The following is a 16,580-nucleotide window of genomic DNA, read 5'->3' on the forward strand; positions in this document are numbered from 1 at the left end:
TCTTGATCAACTGGCCGAGAATCTTTTCCGCCTCACCATCCGCATATCGTACGGCAGTGTCGAAATGATTAATGCCTGCGTCCCGCACGGCATCATACATCGCGGTACTTTCTGCGGCATCGGCCTTGCCGCCGAATTGCATCGTACCAAAGGTCAGGCGGGAAACGGCTGTGCCGTCTGGGGTGCTTAAATCGGTCATGTGGTCAGATTGACACGGCTTTGGCGCGATGAAAAGCGACGCAGAGCGAATCTTGTCGCGGATCATGCACCGCGTTGCGGAGCGTTCCGGTTGACATCGCGCAAGGGTCATGGTGACCTTCCACGAAATCGATTTAGGAGAAAGTCATGACCTATACCCCCGCCGCTGACCGCTACGAAAAGATGACCTATCGCCGCTGTGGGACGTCTGGGGTGAAACTGCCCGCGATATCGCTGGGACTGTGGCACAATTTTGGCCATGACACCCCGCATCAGACCAAGCGCGATATCTGCCAAACGGCGTTCGACCATGGCATCACGCATTTCGATCTTGCCAATAATTATGGCCCGCCGCCAGGGTCGGCGGAAGAGGCGTTTGGTGACATCCTTGCCACGGATTTCCGTGAACACCGGGATGAACTGATCATCAGCTCCAAGGCAGGATATGGCATGTGGCCCGGCCCTTACGGTGAATGGGGCAGCCGGAAATATCTGGTGGCCTCCTGCGATCAATCACTGAAAAGGATGGGGCTGGATTACGTCGATATCTTCTATTCGCACCGTTTCGACCCTGACACACCGCTGGAAGAAACCATGGGTGCGCTGGATTATATCGTGCGCTCGGGCCGCGCGCTTTATGCCGGAATTTCATCCTATAACACAGAACGCACGCGGCAGGCGGTCGCGATCCTGAAGGATCTCGGAACGCCCTGTCTGATCCATCAGCCGTCTTATAACATGCTGAACCGCTGGGTCGAGAAGGACGGATTGAAACATGCTCTGAAGGATCTGGGGATCGGGTCCATCGCCTTTACACCTTTGGCCCAAGGCATGCTGACCGATAAATATTTGGGCGGAATCCCTGATGACAGCCGTGCCGCGCAGGACAAGTCGCTGGCACCAAACATGCTGAATGAAAAGGCGATCGGCAATATCCGCAAGCTGAATGGGATCGCGCAAAGCCGGGGCCAGACGCTCGCGCAGATGGCGATTGCGTGGGTGTTGCGCGATGGCGGGATCACCACGGCGCTGATCGGGGCGTCCAGACCTTCGCAGGTCATAGACTGCGTCGGTGCTATCGGCAATCTGGAGTTCAGCGCCGATGAACTTGCGCAGATCGACAGATATGCTGACGAAGAACAGATCAACCTTTGGGCACAATCCGCGGAGCTGAACACATGATCCGCAACCCGATCCTGCCGGGCTTCAACGCCGACCCGTCCTTTTGCCGTGTGGGCGAGGATTACTATATCGCGACCTCAACCTTCGAATGGTATCCGGGCGTGCAGATCCACCATTCGCGCGATCTGGTGAACTGGACGCTGGTGGCGCGGCCCCTGGCGCGGGCGGGGTTGCTGGATATGCGCGGCAATCCCGACAGTTGCGGCATCTGGGCGCCGTGCCTGTCGCATGCGGATGGCAAGTTCTGGCTGGTTTATACGGATGTCAAACGTCTGGACGGCGCGTTCAAGGATGCGCCGAATTACATCACCACCTGCGAGACGATTGACGGTGACTGGACCGATCCGTGGTATGTCAATTCATCGGGTTTTGATCCGTCGCTGTTTCACGACGAAGACGGCACCAAATATTTCATGAACATGCAATGGAACCACCGTGGCCCCGGCACCGGTTGCAATCCGGCACATGACAGCTTTGATGGAATTCTGTTGCAGGCATGGTCACCGGAGCGTGGGCTTTATGGCCCGGTCCGCAACATCTATGCCGGAACCAGCCGGGGGCTGACGGAAGCGCCGCATATGTTTAAACGCAATGGGTATTATTATCTGACCACCGCCGAAGGTGGCACGGGTTACGACCATGCCGTCAGTCTGGCGCGGTCACGCGATATCTGGGGGCCTTATGAAAATCACCCCGATCTGCATGTGATCTGCGCGGCAGGCACGGACGGCCCCATTCAGCGGACCGGCCACGGCCAGTATGTGGAAACTCATTGGGGCAAGCACTACCACACCTTCCTGATGGGTCGCCCGCAGGATGGGCGTTTCTGCCCGATGGGTCGAGAGACCGGGATCGAAGAAGTCATCTGGCGCGACGGTTGGCTTTACCTTGCCGCTGGTGGGATGGTCCCTCGCGCACAGGTGCCAGCGCCGGTTGATGTGGAACCCGCCCCTGTCACTGCAACCCGCCGTCGTTTCAGCGACACTCTGCCGCCGGAATTTCAATGGCTGCGCACCCCGGAACCGGATCGGATTTTCCGCTTGGAACCTGACGCTTTGGTCCTGGTCGGACGCCAGAGCATCGGCAATTGGTTCGAACAGGCCCTTGTTGCGCGGCGGCAGGGACATGCGCGCTACGTTGCCGAAACCACACTGGATTTCGCGCCCGCGACCTATCAACAGGCCGCAGGCCTCACGACCTATTACAACCGGACCAAGTTCCACGCCGCCCTCATCACCGATCTGCCGGGCCATGGCCGCGCTTTACAGATCATGTCCTGCCTCGGCGACTGGCCGGGTGAAAAACTGACCTATCCCGCTGACCCCGTCCCGCTGGCGGATGGTCCTGTCGATCTGAAAGTCACCGTCGATGGCACCGCCCAGCAATTCTGGTTCACCCAAGGCGGTGACTGGCGCAAACTCGGGCCAAGCCTCGACGCCTCCCACATCTCCGACGAAGGCGGGCGCGGAGAACATGCGTCATTCACCGGGGCGTTCGTCGGCATAGTCGCTTTCGATCTGACCGGACAGGGGCGTGAGGCGCGCTTTGCCCGGTTCGATTATATTCCAGATGGCGCCGCCTGATGCGGAGCGAGCTGTGCATCTACGATCTGTTACAGAACCGGGCCAATGTGGTGCTGGACCATGAAGGGCACATCGAGGCCCCCAACTGGCACCCGGATGGTTACCTGATCGTGAACGGGGGCGGCTTGCTCTACCGCGTCGCGCTGGACGATCCGCAACTGGACCAGATCGACACCGGCTTTGCCACGACCTGCAACAACGACCACGGTATCAGCCCCGATGGTCAGCGGCTGGTCATCAGCGCGGCGGATCACACGGGCCAAAGCTGCATCTACACCTTGCCGGTCACCGGCGGCACGCCGGAACGTGTCACAACGAATGTGCCATCCTACTGGCACGGCTGGTCCCCCGATGGCACAACGCTCGCCTATGTCGGCAAGCGCGACGGGCCTTTCGCCGTCATGACCTGCCCGGCGACGGGCGGCGATGAAACCCAGCTCACCGCCGCCTTCGACCATTGCGACGGGCCGGATTACACGCCGGACGGACAATGGATCTGTTTCAACGGCGAAAGGGACGGCACGGTTGATCTTTGGCGCATCCGCCCGGATGGGACCGATCTGGAACAGATGACCGAGGACACAGCCGTCAACTGGTTCCCACATCCCAGCCCCGATGGGCAGCATATCCTTTACCTCGCCTATCCCGAAGGCACGCGCGGCCACCCGGCGAACTTGAACGTCACCCTGCGGCTGATGCCCGCGAATGGCGGTGCCCCGCGCGATCTGCTCACGCTGTTCGGCGGGCAAGGCACGATCAACGTGCCGTGCTGGTCCCCTGACAGCCATCGTTTTGCCTTCATGCGCTTTGTAACCTGAGCGTTTGTGATCAGCGAGGGGTTTACTTTTTTCTGCGCAGCCTGCTTGTTGCGGCAGGATGAAGAAGGACAGCATCTTGCACGGCGTGCCAGCGGCAAAAACAGGTCAGGTGATCGGATTGCTTGGCGGATCATTCGATCCGGCACATTACGGGCATGTGCATATCACAAGATCAGCGCTGACACGTTTCGGGCTGGATCATATCTGGTGGCTGGTCAGTCCGGGCAATCCGCTCAAGAAAAACGGTCCCGCTCCCTTGGAAAACCGGATGCAGGCCGCGCGTGCGATCATGCGGCACCCGCGCGTCACCGTCACCGATATCGAGGCACGACTGGGCACGCGTTATACCGCGCAGACGCTGGTCGCCCTGCGCCGCCGCTATCCGGGCGTGCGCTTTGTCTGGCTGATGGGCGCGGATAATCTGGCGCAATTTCACCGCTGGCAGGATTGGCGCTGGATCATGGATCATGTGCCGGTCGGCGTGATCGCGCGGCCCGATGACAGGATTTCCGCGCGGCTGTCCAAAGCTGCGAAAATCTATGCTGCGGCCCAATTTCCCAGCCGGGCCAGCCATATTCTGGGTCATGCGCAGGCACCGGCATGGTCTTTCATCAACCTGCCGATGTCGCATCATTCGTCATCGGCGATCCGCGCGCGGGGAGAATGGTGATGCTGTCACGCCGTCATATGCTGGCCGGTGCCATCGCCAGTCTTGGCAGCGCGGCCATGGCCGACGCGCCGATGCGGTCCTATAGACCCGTCGCGCGCACAGCCCCGCGCGAGGCGCTGGACGGGATCATCGCCCGCGCCGGTCTGACAGGACAGGTCAGCGTGGTACTGGGCGATCCAACAACGGGCCGAGTGCTGGAAAGCCACAGCCCCACCATCGCCATGCCACCCGCAAGCGTGACCAAGGCGATCACAGCACTTTATGCGCTGGAGACGCTGGGGGCGGATCATCGGTTTATTACGCGCGTTCTTGCACAAGGCGACATCAGGGATGGTATTTTAGATGGTCACTTGATTGTGGCCGGTGGCGGTGACCCTGACCTGACGACAGATCAATTGGCCGATTTGGCGCAGGCGGTGCAGGCGGCGGGCCTGCGCGAGGTGAAGGGCGACTTTCTGATCTGGGACGCGGCACTGCCGCGGCTGGACCAGATCGATCCGTCCCAATTGCCGACGGCGGGGTATAATCCGACGATCAGCGGACTTAACCTGAACTACAACCGCGTGCATTTCGAATGGCGGCGCGAGGCGGGCAATTACATCACCGCGATGGATGCTCGCAGCGACAATCACCGCCCGCCGGTCACCGTCGCGCGGATGCAAATCGTGAACCGCGATCTGCCGGTTTTTACCTATGCGCGAGATGGCGATGTGGATGCCTGGACGGTCGCGCGGTCCGCGCTGAATGACAGCGGGTCACGCTGGCTGCCAGTACGCGTGCCCGCGCTTTACGCTGCCGAAGTCTTCGCCACATTCGCGCGCAGCAAAGGGATCGTGCTGGGAGCGCCGCGGATCATCGCCAGCCTGCCTTCCACGACAGAACTGGCGCGCGTCAACAGCAAGCCCATGCCGGGCCTGTTGACCGACATGATGCGTTATTCCACCAACATCACAGCAGAGGCGCTGGGCCTGACCGCCACCAGCCGGATCAGCAGCGCGCCGCACGATCTGGCGACCTCTGCCGCTGGCATGGCGCGCTGGGCCGCGTCGCGTGCCCCCGGCATCGCACCAACCTTTGTTGATCATTCGGGCCTTGGCGATGCGTCAAGGATCAGCGCCGCCGATATGGTCGGCTTCCTCCAGGCCCCGGATGTCATGGCGCGCCTGCGGCCCGTCATGCGGAACATCAATCTGGTGGATGCCAATCAGAATCCCATCAGCGCGGGCCAGGCGGCGGTGCATGCAAAAACCGGAACCCTGAACTTCGTCTCTGCCCTTGCTGGATATGTGCGCAGTGCCGCCGGGCGTGACCTCAGTTTTGCGATCTTCGCTGCTGATCTGGAGACCCGTGCGCGCACACGCAATCAGTCAGACGAAGTACCCGCAGGCGCACGGACATGGAACACAAGGGCGCGCCGCCTGCAGCAGGACATCTTGCAACAATGGGCGTTGCGCGCGTACTGACCGCTGGCCCTTGTCATTGCCCGGCCTGCTTTAGCGATCCGGCTCCTGCGCGTACCGGGTCCAGTATTGTTTGATCCAGCGCACCGGGAAATAGCCGAATTTCTCGGGCGATCCCCAGCGTTTGAACGGGCCTTTGGTCATATCTTCTGGATTTGGGACGCCATGGAAAATTACGACAAAGGCGTCCGGTCGCTGGATTGGGCGCACCAGGTTGACCGGAAAATGAAAGGCGAGGTCTTTCTTGAAGCTGATCATCCAGCCCACAGGCCAGCTTTGCCGGTCATGCGCGTGGTGGTGAATGAAATTCTGGTCATTGCCGATTGCGGCGACCTGCGCATAGCTTTTGTCACGGAACATCTCGAACAGATGATCTTGCGTACCCGCGATGAAGCCCACGACAGATGAGTTGGACAAAAGTGGCTTGCCGAACACTTTGGGAAACCAGCGTGGCAAGGTGTCTGGGATTTCGCGAATGATATGCAGGCCGCCTTTGGCGCGCAGGTGGTCGAAAAGCGGGGTCAGATCGCGCAGCACCACAACATCGACATCCATCATGATAACCGGGGTGCCGGGCGCGAAAAGCCCTGGCGCAAAGGCGGTCAGTTTTGGCCACATGCCCTTGTGCCAATCGGCACGGTCCATCGCGAAGACGGGCAGCGGCAACGCCTCGATCCCGTCGGCAAGGCCGGCCGCGTCGTCTGTCAGGCAAACGAAGCGGAAGGGGGACTGCATCACGTCCCGCAGGGCGCGATAAAGAATGTTGGTATAGCGGCACGGGTATCCCTTACCCCATTTGAAGCACAAAAAGACCGGAGTCAGATCACCCATAATGCGCCACAGGTGTGCCTGCGATGGCCGACATATTCAGCAGACCACGTGCCGTGATAGACGGGGTCACGATATGGCAGCGGTTGCCCATGCCCATCAGGATCGGCCCTACCTCCAGCCCGGCGCCTTTCATCTTGAGGATGTTGCGCACGCCCGATGCGGCGTCGGTATTGGCAAAGACCAAGGTGTTGGCGGCCCCTGCCAGGCGCGTATCGGGGAAGATCCGGTGGCGCAGGTCGACGTCCAGTGCGGAATCGATGTGCATTTCACCTTCATAGTCAAAATCGCGCGGCTGGCTGTCAAGGATCGCAAGGGCTGCGCGCATGCGCCGCCCGGTGTCGCAATCAAGATTGCCAAACTGGCTGTGCGAACACAGCGCGATCTTGGGTTCCAGACCGAAACGGCGCACGTGGCGCGCGGCACCGATGACGGTTTCAGCAATCTGTTCAGGGGTCGGCTCGGGATGAACCTGCGTGTCGGCGATGAACAATGGCCCGTCTTCGAGGATCATCAGCGACAGGGCGGCAACGGGGTGCAGGTCCGTCGTGCCAAGAATCTGGGTGATGTATTTGAGATGCCACAGAAATTGCCCGAAAGTGCCGCAGATCAGGCTGTCAGCCTCATCGCGGTGGACCATAACCGCACCGATGGCCGTGGTATTGGTGCGCATGATCGCCTTGGCGAGGTCCGGCGTCACGCCGCGACGTGCCATCAGATTGTGATAGGTTTCCCAGTAATCGCGATAGCGGGGATCATTTTCAGGGTTCACAATGTTGAAATCCACACCGGGGCGGATTTTCAGGCCGGCGCGTTCGCAGCGCGCTTCGATCACGTCCGGACGACCGATCAGGATCGGCGTTTCCGTAGTTTCTTCCATGATTGCCTGTGCTGTGCGCAGAACCCGTTCATCCTCGCCCTCGGCAAAGACGATGCGACGCGATGCGGTGCGCGCGGCCTCGAACACGGGGCGCATGATCATGGCTGATTTGAAGACGGAGCCGTCCAGCTTTTCCTTATACGCTTTCATGTCGTCGATGGGTCGCACGGCGACGCCGGTTTCCATCGCGGCCTTGGCCACGGCGCAGGCAACGACCCCCATCAGGCGCGGATCAAACGGTTTGGGGATCAGATAATCCGCCCCGAAGGTCAGCTTTTCGCCGCTATAGGCTGCGGCAGCCTCGGCGCTGGTGGTGGCGCGCGCAAGGGCGGCGATGCCTTCGATACAGGCAATCTTCATTTCGTCGTTAATTTCGGTGGCACCCACATCAAGCGCACCACGAAATATGAAGGGGAAACACAGCACGTTATTGACCTGATTGGGATAATCGCTGCGCCCGGTCGCGATAATCGCATCGGGTGTCACGGCACGTGCCGCGGCAGGGTCGATCTCAGGGCTGGGGTTGGCCAGCGCAAAGATGATCGGACGCGGCGCCATTTTGGCGACCATGTCAGGCGTCAGCACGCCGGGGCCCGACAAGCCAAGAAACAGATCCGCGCCGCCGATCACATCGGTCAGTTTTGCGGGTGCCGTGCCTTGGGCATATTCAGCCTTTTGCGGGGTCATGTCATTTTCGCGACCGTGATACACGAGTCCGTCGATATCACAGAGCCACACATTCTCACGTTTCACGCCCAGTTTCAGCAGCATGTTGAGGCAGGCAATCCCCGCCGCCCCGCCGCCGGTGCTGACGATCTTGATATCCTCGAATTTCTTGCCCGCCACATGCAGCGCGTTGACCGCTGCGGCACCGACGACAATGGCCGTGCCGTGCTGATCATCATGGAAAACGGGAATATTCATCCGCTCGCGGCAGATCTTTTCGACGATGAAACAATCCGGGGCTTTGATGTCTTCAAGATTGATCGCGCCAAAGGTGGGTTCAAGCGCGCAGACGATATCGGCAAGCCTATAAGGGTCGGCTTCGTTCAGTTCGATATCAAAACAGTCGATATTGGCGAATTTTTTGAACAGAACCGCCTTGCCTTCCATCACGGGTTTGGAAGCGAGCGCCCCGATATTGCCAAGGCCCAGAACGGCCGTGCCGTTGGTGACGACGGCAACAAGATTACCGCGCGAGGTGTAGTCGCGGGCGGTGTCGGGGTCTGCCTTGATTTCAAGACACGCCTCGGCCACGCCGGGGGAGTAAGCACGCGCAAGGTCACGGCCATTGGCCAGCGGCTTGGTGGCGCGGATTTCCAGTTTTCCGGGCTTGGGGAATTGATGATAATCAAGCGCTGCCTGTCGCTGGCTGTTTGCTGTTTCGTCCGCCATCGGGTCCTCCAAAAAACATGGTTTAATGCTAAACCATTTTCCTGCCGCAAGGGAAAGACGGCTTTGCGATTAATCACGCCTTGTGTGATCTTGCAGATTTTTCCGCAAAGGCACAATGCGTGATAGCAGGTTGCGGGGCGGACGCCGGTCTACGGGACTTGCATCGCGCCGCGACCCGGATCAATCTGATCTGACCCAAAAGGAGGTTTCCATGTCACTGATCGACACCGCCCGCGCTGTGCGCGACAACGCCTATGTTCCTTATTCCAAGTTCAAGGTCGGGGCAGCGATCCGCAGCACATCGGGCGCTGTCTATGCTGGCTGCAATGTCGAGAACGTCGCCTATCCGGAAGGCACTTGTGCCGAGGCAGGGGCGATTGCCGCGATGGTTGCCGGTGGCGACACGCGGATCGCCGAGATCGCCGTGATCGCCGACAGCCCCAAGCCTGTCAGCCCCTGCGGAGGCTGCCGTCAGAAGATCGCGGAATTCGCGGATGGGGATGTCGTGGTGACGTTGGCGACCGTGGACGGTATCATTCTGCAAACCACCGTCGCCGAATTGCTGCCTGGCAGTTTCGACGCCGATTACATGAGCCGCGTCTGAGCTTGGACGCAAGCGCGATCATCGCCGTGATCAGGGCACGGCAGACGCCCGGACCGGACCAGTTGCGCTGGTTCGCGCGGGGGCTTGCCGATGGCGCCGTCAGTGATGCGCAGGCCGGGGCATTTGCCATGGCGGTCTGTCTGAACGGCCTGTCCGACGCAGGCCGTGTCGCGCTGACAGAGGCGATGCGCGACAGCGGTGATGTGCTGTCATGGGATTTGCCGGGGCCGGTGCTGGATAAACATTCTACCGGCGGCGTGGGCGATTGCGTGTCCTTGATTGCCGCGCCAATCCTTGCCGCTTGCGGGGTCTATGTGCCGATGATTTCCGGGCGTGGCCTTGGCCATACCGGCGGCACGCTGGACAAGCTGGAATCGATACCGGGCCTGTCAACGCACGTGGGTGAGGCGCGTCTGCGCCAGATCACCCGCGATGTGGGCTGCGCGATCGTCAGCGCGACAGGCCGGATCGCACCCGCCGACCGCCGCCTTTATGCGATCCGCGATGTGACGGCGACGGTGGACAGCATTGATCTGATTACGGCCTCAATCCTGTCCAAGAAACTGGCAACGGGGCTGGACGGGTTGGTGCTGGATGTCAAATGCGGGTCCGGCGCATTCATGAAAACGCCCGACGACGCGCGTGCCCTCGCAAAAGCGCTGGTGGATACCGCCAATGGTGCGGGCTGCCGGACAACGGCGCTGATCACCGACATGAACGCGCCGCTGGCCCCCGCGCTGGGCAACGCAGTCGAGGTTGCTGTCTCTATGGAGGTGCTGGCGGGCAATCTGGCTGCTGCCCCGCGTCTTGCGGAATTATCGCAAGCGATCTGCGCGCAATTGCTGGTGATGCATGACCAGAGCCCGGCAGAAGCTGCGGCGAATGTCAGCCGCGCGCTGTCGTCCGGTGCAGCGATGGAACGTTTCGCGCAGATGATCGCCGCCTTGGGTGGTCCGCCCGACATGGCCGAGGATTGGCGCACGCATCTGCCGCGAGCGCCGGTTGTGGGCGCGGTGGCAGCGCCGCAATCAGGCCATATCGCCGCGATTGATGGCGAGGCTTTGGGCATGATCGTCGTCGCCCTTGGCGGCGGGCGGCGGGTGGAAACCGACCGGATCGATCCTTCTGTCGGGCTGAGCGATGTGGTGGCTCTGGGCGATCCTGTCGCGAAGGGGCAACCCTTATGCACCTTGCATGCTGCGTCCGAAGATGCCGCTGAATCCGCGGCCCGCGCGGTCCAGCAGGCGATCACGATCGGCGATGCGCCCGTGATCGGGCCGCTGGTCATGGAAAGGATCGACTGATGGCACGCGCATTTCTGATTGTGATCGATTCTGTGGGTATTGGCGGGGCGCCCGATGCCGCGCATTATTTCAACGGTGATCTGCCTGACACCGGGGCCAATACCATCGGCCATATCGCACAGGCAGTGCCACTGCATCTGCCACATCTGGATGCGCTGGGTCTGGGGGCTTCGGTGCAGCTGGCGTCTGGTTTTGTGGCACCGGGGCTGGGTGCCGTGCCGACAGGTGCCTGGGGCGCGGCGACCGAAGTGTCCCGCGGCAAGGACACGCCATCGGGTCACTGGGAACTCGCGGGGGTGCCGGTGCCGTGGGACTGGCATCATTTCTCCGATACGCAACCGGCCTTTCCGGCCGATCTGACAGCGCTGATCTGCAAGCTGGCGGGGACCGACGGTATTTTGGGCAATTGCCATGCCTCTGGCACCGCCATCATCGGGGTCGAGGGGGAGGCACATCTGCGGACCGGCCGGCCGATTTGCTATACTTCTGCCGATAGCGTGCTGCAGATCGCCGCGCATGAGAAATATTTTGGGCTAGAGCGACTGTACCAGCTCTGTGCCGATCTTGCACCGACGGTGCATGACATGAAGGTCGGGCGGGTGATTGCGCGGCCTTTTGTGGGGGAGGCGGGGGCGTTCACGCGCACGGCCAACCGCCATGATTACGCCATCGCCTTGCCGGGGCCTAGCATCTGCGACGATGTGCAGCGCGCCGGCGGCAAGGTTCACGCCGTTGGTAAGATCGGCGATATCTTTTCAATGCAGGGGATCGACACGCTGCGCAAGGGCGGCGATGAGGCTCTGATGGGGCATCTGTCGGATTGGGTGGATCAGGCGGGCGACGGGGATTTCGTATTCACCAACCTTGTGGAATTTGACAGTCTTTATGGCCACCGGCGTGATCCGGCCGGATATGCGCGGCATCTGGAATGGTTCGATGCGGGTTTGGGCGCGATATTACCACGATTGCGCCTGGATGATCTGTTGATCGTGACTGCCGACCATGGCAATGACCCGACATGGCCCGGCACCGACCACACCCGCGAAAGGGTGCCTGTGCTGGTCTATGGTGTCGGCGCACGCGCCTTGGGGCCGGTCGCGTTTTCTGATGTCGCGGCAAGTATCGCGGATCATTTGTCAGTGCCCTATCGCGGCGCAGGAAAGAGCTTTTTATGAATTTTCAGTCGCTTCCCAAGATCGAATTGCATACCCATCTGGAAGGATGCGCGCCGCCCGATTTCATTCGCCTGCTGGCAGCGGAAAAGAAGATCGACATCAGTGGGATTTTTACGCCCCAAGGCGGCTATGATTTTCGCGATTTCGATCATTTCCTGAAGGTGTATGAGGCCGCCTGCACCACGCTGAATACTCCCGATGATTTCCGCCGCCTGACGCTGGCCGTGCTGGAAGAAACCGCAAGTCATGGCGTGGTCTATATGGAAACCTTCGTGTCACCCGATTTTTGCGGTGGTGGCGATCTGGTGGCGTGGAAGGACTATCTTGCCGCAATGTCCGATGCCGCCGATGAAGGCGAGGCGCGGTTCGGCATCACTATGCGCGGCATCGTCACCGGCATCCGCCATTTCGGGCCAGAGGCCTGCAAGCCTGCCGCACGCTGTGCTGCGGAAACCTATGGCGGTTTTGTCGTGGGCTACGGCATGGCGGGTGGTGAAATGACCGGGCGGCCCGGCGATTATGCCTATTCTTTTGACGTGGCGCGCGAAGCGGGCATGCCGCTGACCTGTCACGCCGGTGAATGGGGCGGTGCGGCCATGGTCGCCGAGACGATCCGGGATCTGAAGGTGACCCGAATCGGCCACGGAATCGGTGCGATTGAAAATGCGGTTTTGCTGCGCGAGATCGTAGAGAAAGACATCGTGCTGGAAGTGTGCCCCGGTTCCAATGTCGTGCTGAAAGCGGTGCCGGATTGGCAAAGCCATCCCATCAAACGCCTGCGCGATGCTGGGGTGAAGGTCACCGTGTCCACCGATGATCCGCCGTTCTTTCACACCACTATGACCGCCGAATACGACATGCTGCACCGCACATTCGGCTGGGACAAAGGCGATTTTGCTGCCCTCAACCAAACCGCCCTTGCCGCCGCATTCTGCGATGATGCCACCCGCGCCCGCGTGGCCAAACGACTGGAGCCTGCCCGATGAATGACCACGTTACCCATGTCACCCACCCTTTGGTGCAGCACAAACTGACTCTGATGCGGCAGAAAGACACCTCGACCGCGTTGTTCCGCCAATTGCTGCGCGAGATCAGCCAGTTGCTGGCCTATGAGGTCACGCGCGGTCTGCCGATGACCACACGCCGGATCGACACACCGTTGCAGCCAATGGATGCGCCGGTGATCGACGGCAAGAAACTGGCGCTGGTGTCGATCCTGCGTGCGGGTAACGGGCTTCTCGACGGGGTGCTGGAGCTGATCCCTTCGGCGCGGGTCGGGTTCGTCGGTCTTTACCGGGACGAAAAAACGCTGCAGCCCGTGCAATATTATTTCAAGGTTCCCACCGAGTTGGAGGATCGTCTGGTCATCGCCGTGGACCCGATGCTGGCGACGGGCAATTCGTCGGTCGCGGCGATTGATTTGCTGAAACAGACAGGGGCCACGAATATCCGCTTTCTCTGTCTGCTTGCCGCCCCTGAAGGCATCGCGCGGATGAAAGAGGCGCATCCGGATGTGCCGATTGTCACCGCCGCGATTGACAGTCATCTCAATGATCAGGGCTATATCGTCCCCGGTCTGGGTGACGCGGGCGACCGGATGTTCGGCACCAAATAGGTCTAACCATTACAGATATTCTGCAGGCTGATCCATTCGCTGTCGGTCATGATGGGCGCGAGGTTCGGGCTGACCAGAGCGCCGGCTTCGAAATCCGGCATTTCGCCCGTCCGCTGATCCGTGAGCATCTGATAGGGGCGATGCGGCAGGTTCGCGGCCTGAAATGCGCGGGTCAGATCTTCGGCACTTGCCTGTGGCGCGGGGCTGGCAAGGCGTAGGTCCGCATGGTTCTGCAGAATTTCGCGCGGGATGTCGCCTGTGGTCAAAAGACCGATGGTGGCAGCCAGACCCGCCTCTTTCAATACAGGTTCCAGCGGGTCCTGACCGGCAATGGCGATGCGGCTGGCCAGAACATAGCCGGCAATGGCGGCAGGATCCTCCGCGGTGCGCAGCAGCGCACCATCCAGCACGATCAGACTGCCCGGCATCGCCAGCGCACCATGCGGCAGATCCGGCACGACGACGATCTTCAGCCGGGTGTCAGACCCGAAAACCCGCTGCGCCAGCTTGCCCGCCGCGGCCTGTGCGACAGGGTCACGGCAGACCTGACCTGTTCTGGTCTGGATATGCGCCAGGATCGTCGCCCCGATCTCGATCCGCTTTGACGCAGGCACGACCGCCATGGTCTGGCGCAACAAGGCGCCGGGTAGCCAAAAGATTGCCAAAGAGACCCCAACCGCGACGATTCCCGCCGTGATCCAGTGCCGCAACTTACCGGGCTTCGGACGCGCTTTGGCTAAGGCGGCGCGGACCTCTTCAATCGCGTCGATCATGATGTCATCGACGATCTCAAGCTCTTCGCTGGCCGCGTCATCGGGGGAATAAAGCGCTGGCCTCTCGTTCGGGTTCAGCCGGATCAGGGCCGGAAGGGACCAATGTGCCAAGGGTCGCGCGGCACCATCGGCGATCACCAGCGTCGCGTCGCCAAAGGAAATCGTGACCTGCCGACGTTGCTCTTCAGGGCCGGGCCGCCACAGCCCGCCACTTTCCAAACGCACATATCGATCAAGCGCTGTCATCTGCCCCAATTGCCCTTTTTCGCCACTCTATGCGGATGGGCGGGGGTTGTCATGCCAGAAAGGTAAAGGGCGCAAAGGGTTGCCCCAATGCGCCCTGTTTGATCAGGCAGCCTTGGCTTCCGGGCCAAAGCGTTTGTAGAATTCATGGCCTTTGTCGGCCATGTCGCGCAAAAGGTCCGGTGTTTTGAACCGGCCCCCGAATTGTTCGGTCAACTGATCACAGCGTTCCGCCGCATAGGGCGCACCGATGATGTCCAGCCAACTGAATGGCCCGCCTGACCACGGCGCAAAGCCCCAGCCAAGGATCGCGCCGACGTCGCCTTCGCGGATATCGGTCAGGACACCGTCTTCCAATGCGCGCACGGCTTCCAGCACCTGCGCGAACAGCAGGCGATGTTGCACCGTCACCAGATCGGGCTGATCATCCACGACGGGGTATTGCGCGGCCAGACCATCCCACAGGCCCTGCCGCTTGCCCTTTTCATCATAGGCGTAAAACCCGGCGTTGGATTTGCGGCCCAGCCTGTCCTGATCCGCCATCCAGAACAGCACCTCGTCCACTTCGCCGTCGGGGTAAACGTCGCCCATGGCCGCCTTGGTCGCCTTGGCGATCTTGACGCCCAGGTCGATGCTGGTCTCATCCACCAATTGCAGCGGGCCAAGCGGCATGCCGACCAGTTTCGCCGCGTTTTCGATCAGGGCAGGGGAAACCCCTTCCTTCACCATGCGGATGCCTTCGTTGATGTAGGGGATGATGCAGCGGTTGGCGTAGAAGAACCGCGCGTCATTGACCACAATCGGCGTCTTGCGGATCTGACGCACGAAATCGAGCGCTTTCGCCACGGCGACATCACCGGTTTCCTTGCCTTTGATGATCTCCACCAGCAGCATCTTATCCACCGGCGAAAAGAAATGGATGCCGATAAATTTCGCCGGGTCGTTGCTGGCCTTGGCCAGTTCGGTGATCGGCAGGGTCGATGTGTTGGTGGCAAAGATGCAATCGGGGCCGGTAACTTCCTGCACCTTTTGGGTGACCTCTGCCTTGACGGAGGTATCTTCGAACACCGCCTCTACGATCAGGTCACAGTCTTTCAGCGCGTCATAATCTGTAGTGGCGTTGATCAGGCCCAGCACCGCGGTTTTCTTCTCCTCGGTCGCCTTTTTCCGTGCGATCCCCTTGTCCATGTAATCGGCGGTGTAGGATTTGCCCTTGTCGGCGGATTCCTGTTTCGCGTCGATCAGCACGACCTTGATCCCGGCGAGGGCCGAGACCAGCGCGATGCCCGCGCCCATCATGCCCGCGCCGATCACGCCGACCTGTTTGACCTTTTGATCTGGCGCGTCAGGGCGGTTGGCGCCTTTTTCCAAGGCTTCTTTGTTGATAAAGAGGCTTCGGATCATGGCAGAGGAACTGGGGTTCATCAGGACATTGGTGAACCAGCGCGCCTCGATCTTCAGCGCGGTGTCGAATGGGACCAAAGCACCTTCGTAGACGGCGGACAGCAAGGCTTTCGCAGCCGGATAAACACCCATCGTCTTGCCGTTGACCATGGCGGATGCGCCGACAAAAGTCATGAAACCGGCAGGGTGATAGGGTGCGCCGCCAGGCATTTTATAGCCCTTTTCATCCCAGGGTTTCACGATGGTCGGGCTGGACAGGACCCATGCCTTGGCGGCGGCGATCAGTTCATCGGCTGGCACAACTTCGTCGATCACGCCGGCACGCTCGGCTCCTTGCGGATCGTTCAATTTGCCTTCCAGCAGTAGCGGCGATGCGCCCATGGCCCCCAGTTTGCGGGCAAGACGTGTGGTGCCACCCGCGCCCGGAAAGATCCCGACCTGAATTTCC

At 60.8% G+C, this 16,580-nt stretch carries 15 protein-coding genes; 10 read left to right on the forward strand and 5 right to left on the reverse strand.

Going from position 1 to position 16,580, the window contains the following annotated elements:
* Nucleotides 1–199: aldo/keto reductase (locus ACK4TM_RS13085; RefSeq protein WP_409701964.1), on the reverse strand; the 199-nt coding region annotated here is incomplete at its 3' end.
* A gap of 146 nt (nucleotides 200–345) precedes the next feature.
* On the opposite strand from ACK4TM_RS13085, the gene mgrA reads away from it, so the two are divergent.
* From mgrA to dacB, 5 genes are read left to right on the forward strand one after another with little or no spacing between them, the layout of a single operon-like run.
* Complete coding sequence (gene mgrA, locus ACK4TM_RS13090) at nucleotides 346–1,380, forward strand: L-glyceraldehyde 3-phosphate reductase (protein ID WP_409701965.1); 1,035 nt, start codon at nucleotides 346–348, stop codon at nucleotides 1,378–1,380.
* Complete coding sequence (locus ACK4TM_RS13095; RefSeq protein ID WP_409701966.1) at nucleotides 1,377–2,963, forward strand: glycoside hydrolase family 43 protein; 1,587 nt, start codon at nucleotides 1,377–1,379, stop codon at nucleotides 2,961–2,963. The genes mgrA and ACK4TM_RS13095 overlap by 4 nt, the downstream gene beginning before the upstream one ends.
* Nucleotides 2,963–3,781 carry a TolB family protein gene (locus tag ACK4TM_RS13100; protein ID WP_409701967.1) on the forward strand — a complete coding sequence of 273 codons (819 nt, stop codon included), beginning with the start codon at nucleotides 2,963–2,965 and terminating at the stop codon, nucleotides 3,779–3,781. The genes ACK4TM_RS13095 and ACK4TM_RS13100 overlap by 1 nt, the downstream gene beginning before the upstream one ends.
* 58 nt (nucleotides 3,782–3,839) lie before the next feature.
* Nucleotides 3,840–4,451 (forward strand): nicotinate-nucleotide adenylyltransferase, encoded by a 612-nt coding sequence (locus ACK4TM_RS13105; protein WP_409701968.1) that lies wholly within the window; start codon nucleotides 3,840–3,842, stop codon nucleotides 4,449–4,451.
* On the forward strand, nucleotides 4,382–5,914 hold the full coding sequence (gene dacB, locus ACK4TM_RS13110) for a D-alanyl-D-alanine carboxypeptidase/D-alanyl-D-alanine-endopeptidase (RefSeq protein WP_409701969.1): 1,533 nt from the start codon (nucleotides 4,382–4,384) through the stop codon (nucleotides 5,912–5,914). Before ACK4TM_RS13105 ends, dacB begins: the two co-directional genes overlap by 70 nt.
* A gap of 30 nt (nucleotides 5,915–5,944) precedes the next feature.
* Here dacB and ACK4TM_RS13115 read toward each other — a convergent pair whose 3' ends face one another.
* The gene (locus ACK4TM_RS13115) at nucleotides 5,945–6,742 is read right to left on the reverse strand and encodes a hypothetical protein (protein WP_409701970.1); all 798 of its coding nucleotides are present in this window, start codon (nucleotides 6,740–6,742) and stop codon (nucleotides 5,945–5,947) included.
* Nucleotides 6,735–9,014 (reverse strand): NADP-dependent malic enzyme, encoded by a 2,280-nt coding sequence (locus ACK4TM_RS13120; RefSeq protein WP_409701972.1) that lies wholly within the window; start codon nucleotides 9,012–9,014, stop codon nucleotides 6,735–6,737. The genes ACK4TM_RS13115 and ACK4TM_RS13120 overlap by 8 nt, the downstream gene beginning before the upstream one ends.
* 211 nt (nucleotides 9,015–9,225) lie before the next feature.
* Here ACK4TM_RS13120 and ACK4TM_RS13125 point away from each other — a divergent pair, with 211 nt between their 5' ends.
* From ACK4TM_RS13125 to upp, 5 genes are read left to right on the forward strand one after another with little or no spacing between them, the layout of a single operon-like run.
* Nucleotides 9,226–9,618: a cytidine deaminase gene (locus tag ACK4TM_RS13125; protein WP_409701975.1), complete on the forward strand. Its 393-nt coding sequence runs from the start codon at nucleotides 9,226–9,228 to the stop codon at nucleotides 9,616–9,618.
* A gap of 2 nt (nucleotides 9,619–9,620) precedes the next feature.
* Entirely contained in the window at nucleotides 9,621–10,922 is a 1,302-nt protein-coding gene (locus ACK4TM_RS13130; protein WP_409701977.1) for a thymidine phosphorylase, read from the forward strand.
* A complete protein-coding gene (locus ACK4TM_RS13135; RefSeq protein WP_409701979.1) occupies nucleotides 10,922–12,097 on the forward strand; it encodes a phosphopentomutase in 1,176 nt (391 codons plus the stop codon). Before ACK4TM_RS13130 ends, ACK4TM_RS13135 begins: the two co-directional genes overlap by 1 nt.
* A complete protein-coding gene (locus ACK4TM_RS13140; protein WP_409701981.1) occupies nucleotides 12,094–13,083 on the forward strand; it encodes an adenosine deaminase in 990 nt (329 codons plus the stop codon). The genes ACK4TM_RS13135 and ACK4TM_RS13140 overlap by 4 nt, the downstream gene beginning before the upstream one ends.
* On the forward strand, nucleotides 13,080–13,712 hold the full coding sequence (gene upp, locus ACK4TM_RS13145; protein ID WP_409701983.1) for a uracil phosphoribosyltransferase: 633 nt from the start codon (nucleotides 13,080–13,082) through the stop codon (nucleotides 13,710–13,712). The genes ACK4TM_RS13140 and upp overlap by 4 nt, the downstream gene beginning before the upstream one ends.
* Nucleotides 13,713–13,714: 2 nt before the next feature.
* Here upp and ACK4TM_RS13150 read toward each other — a convergent pair whose 3' ends face one another.
* Nucleotides 13,715–14,731 carry a hypothetical protein gene (locus ACK4TM_RS13150; protein WP_409701985.1) on the reverse strand — a complete coding sequence of 339 codons (1,017 nt, stop codon included), beginning with the start codon at nucleotides 14,729–14,731 and terminating at the stop codon, nucleotides 13,715–13,717.
* Between the two features lie 102 nt (nucleotides 14,732–14,833).
* Nucleotides 14,834–16,580: 3-hydroxyacyl-CoA dehydrogenase NAD-binding domain-containing protein (locus tag ACK4TM_RS13155; RefSeq protein WP_409701987.1), on the reverse strand; the 1,747-nt coding region annotated here is incomplete at its 5' end.

Origin of the sequence: Yoonia sp. (assembly GCF_046292185.1) — a bacterium.
GTDB lineage: Bacteria > Pseudomonadota > Alphaproteobacteria > Rhodobacterales > Rhodobacteraceae > Yoonia.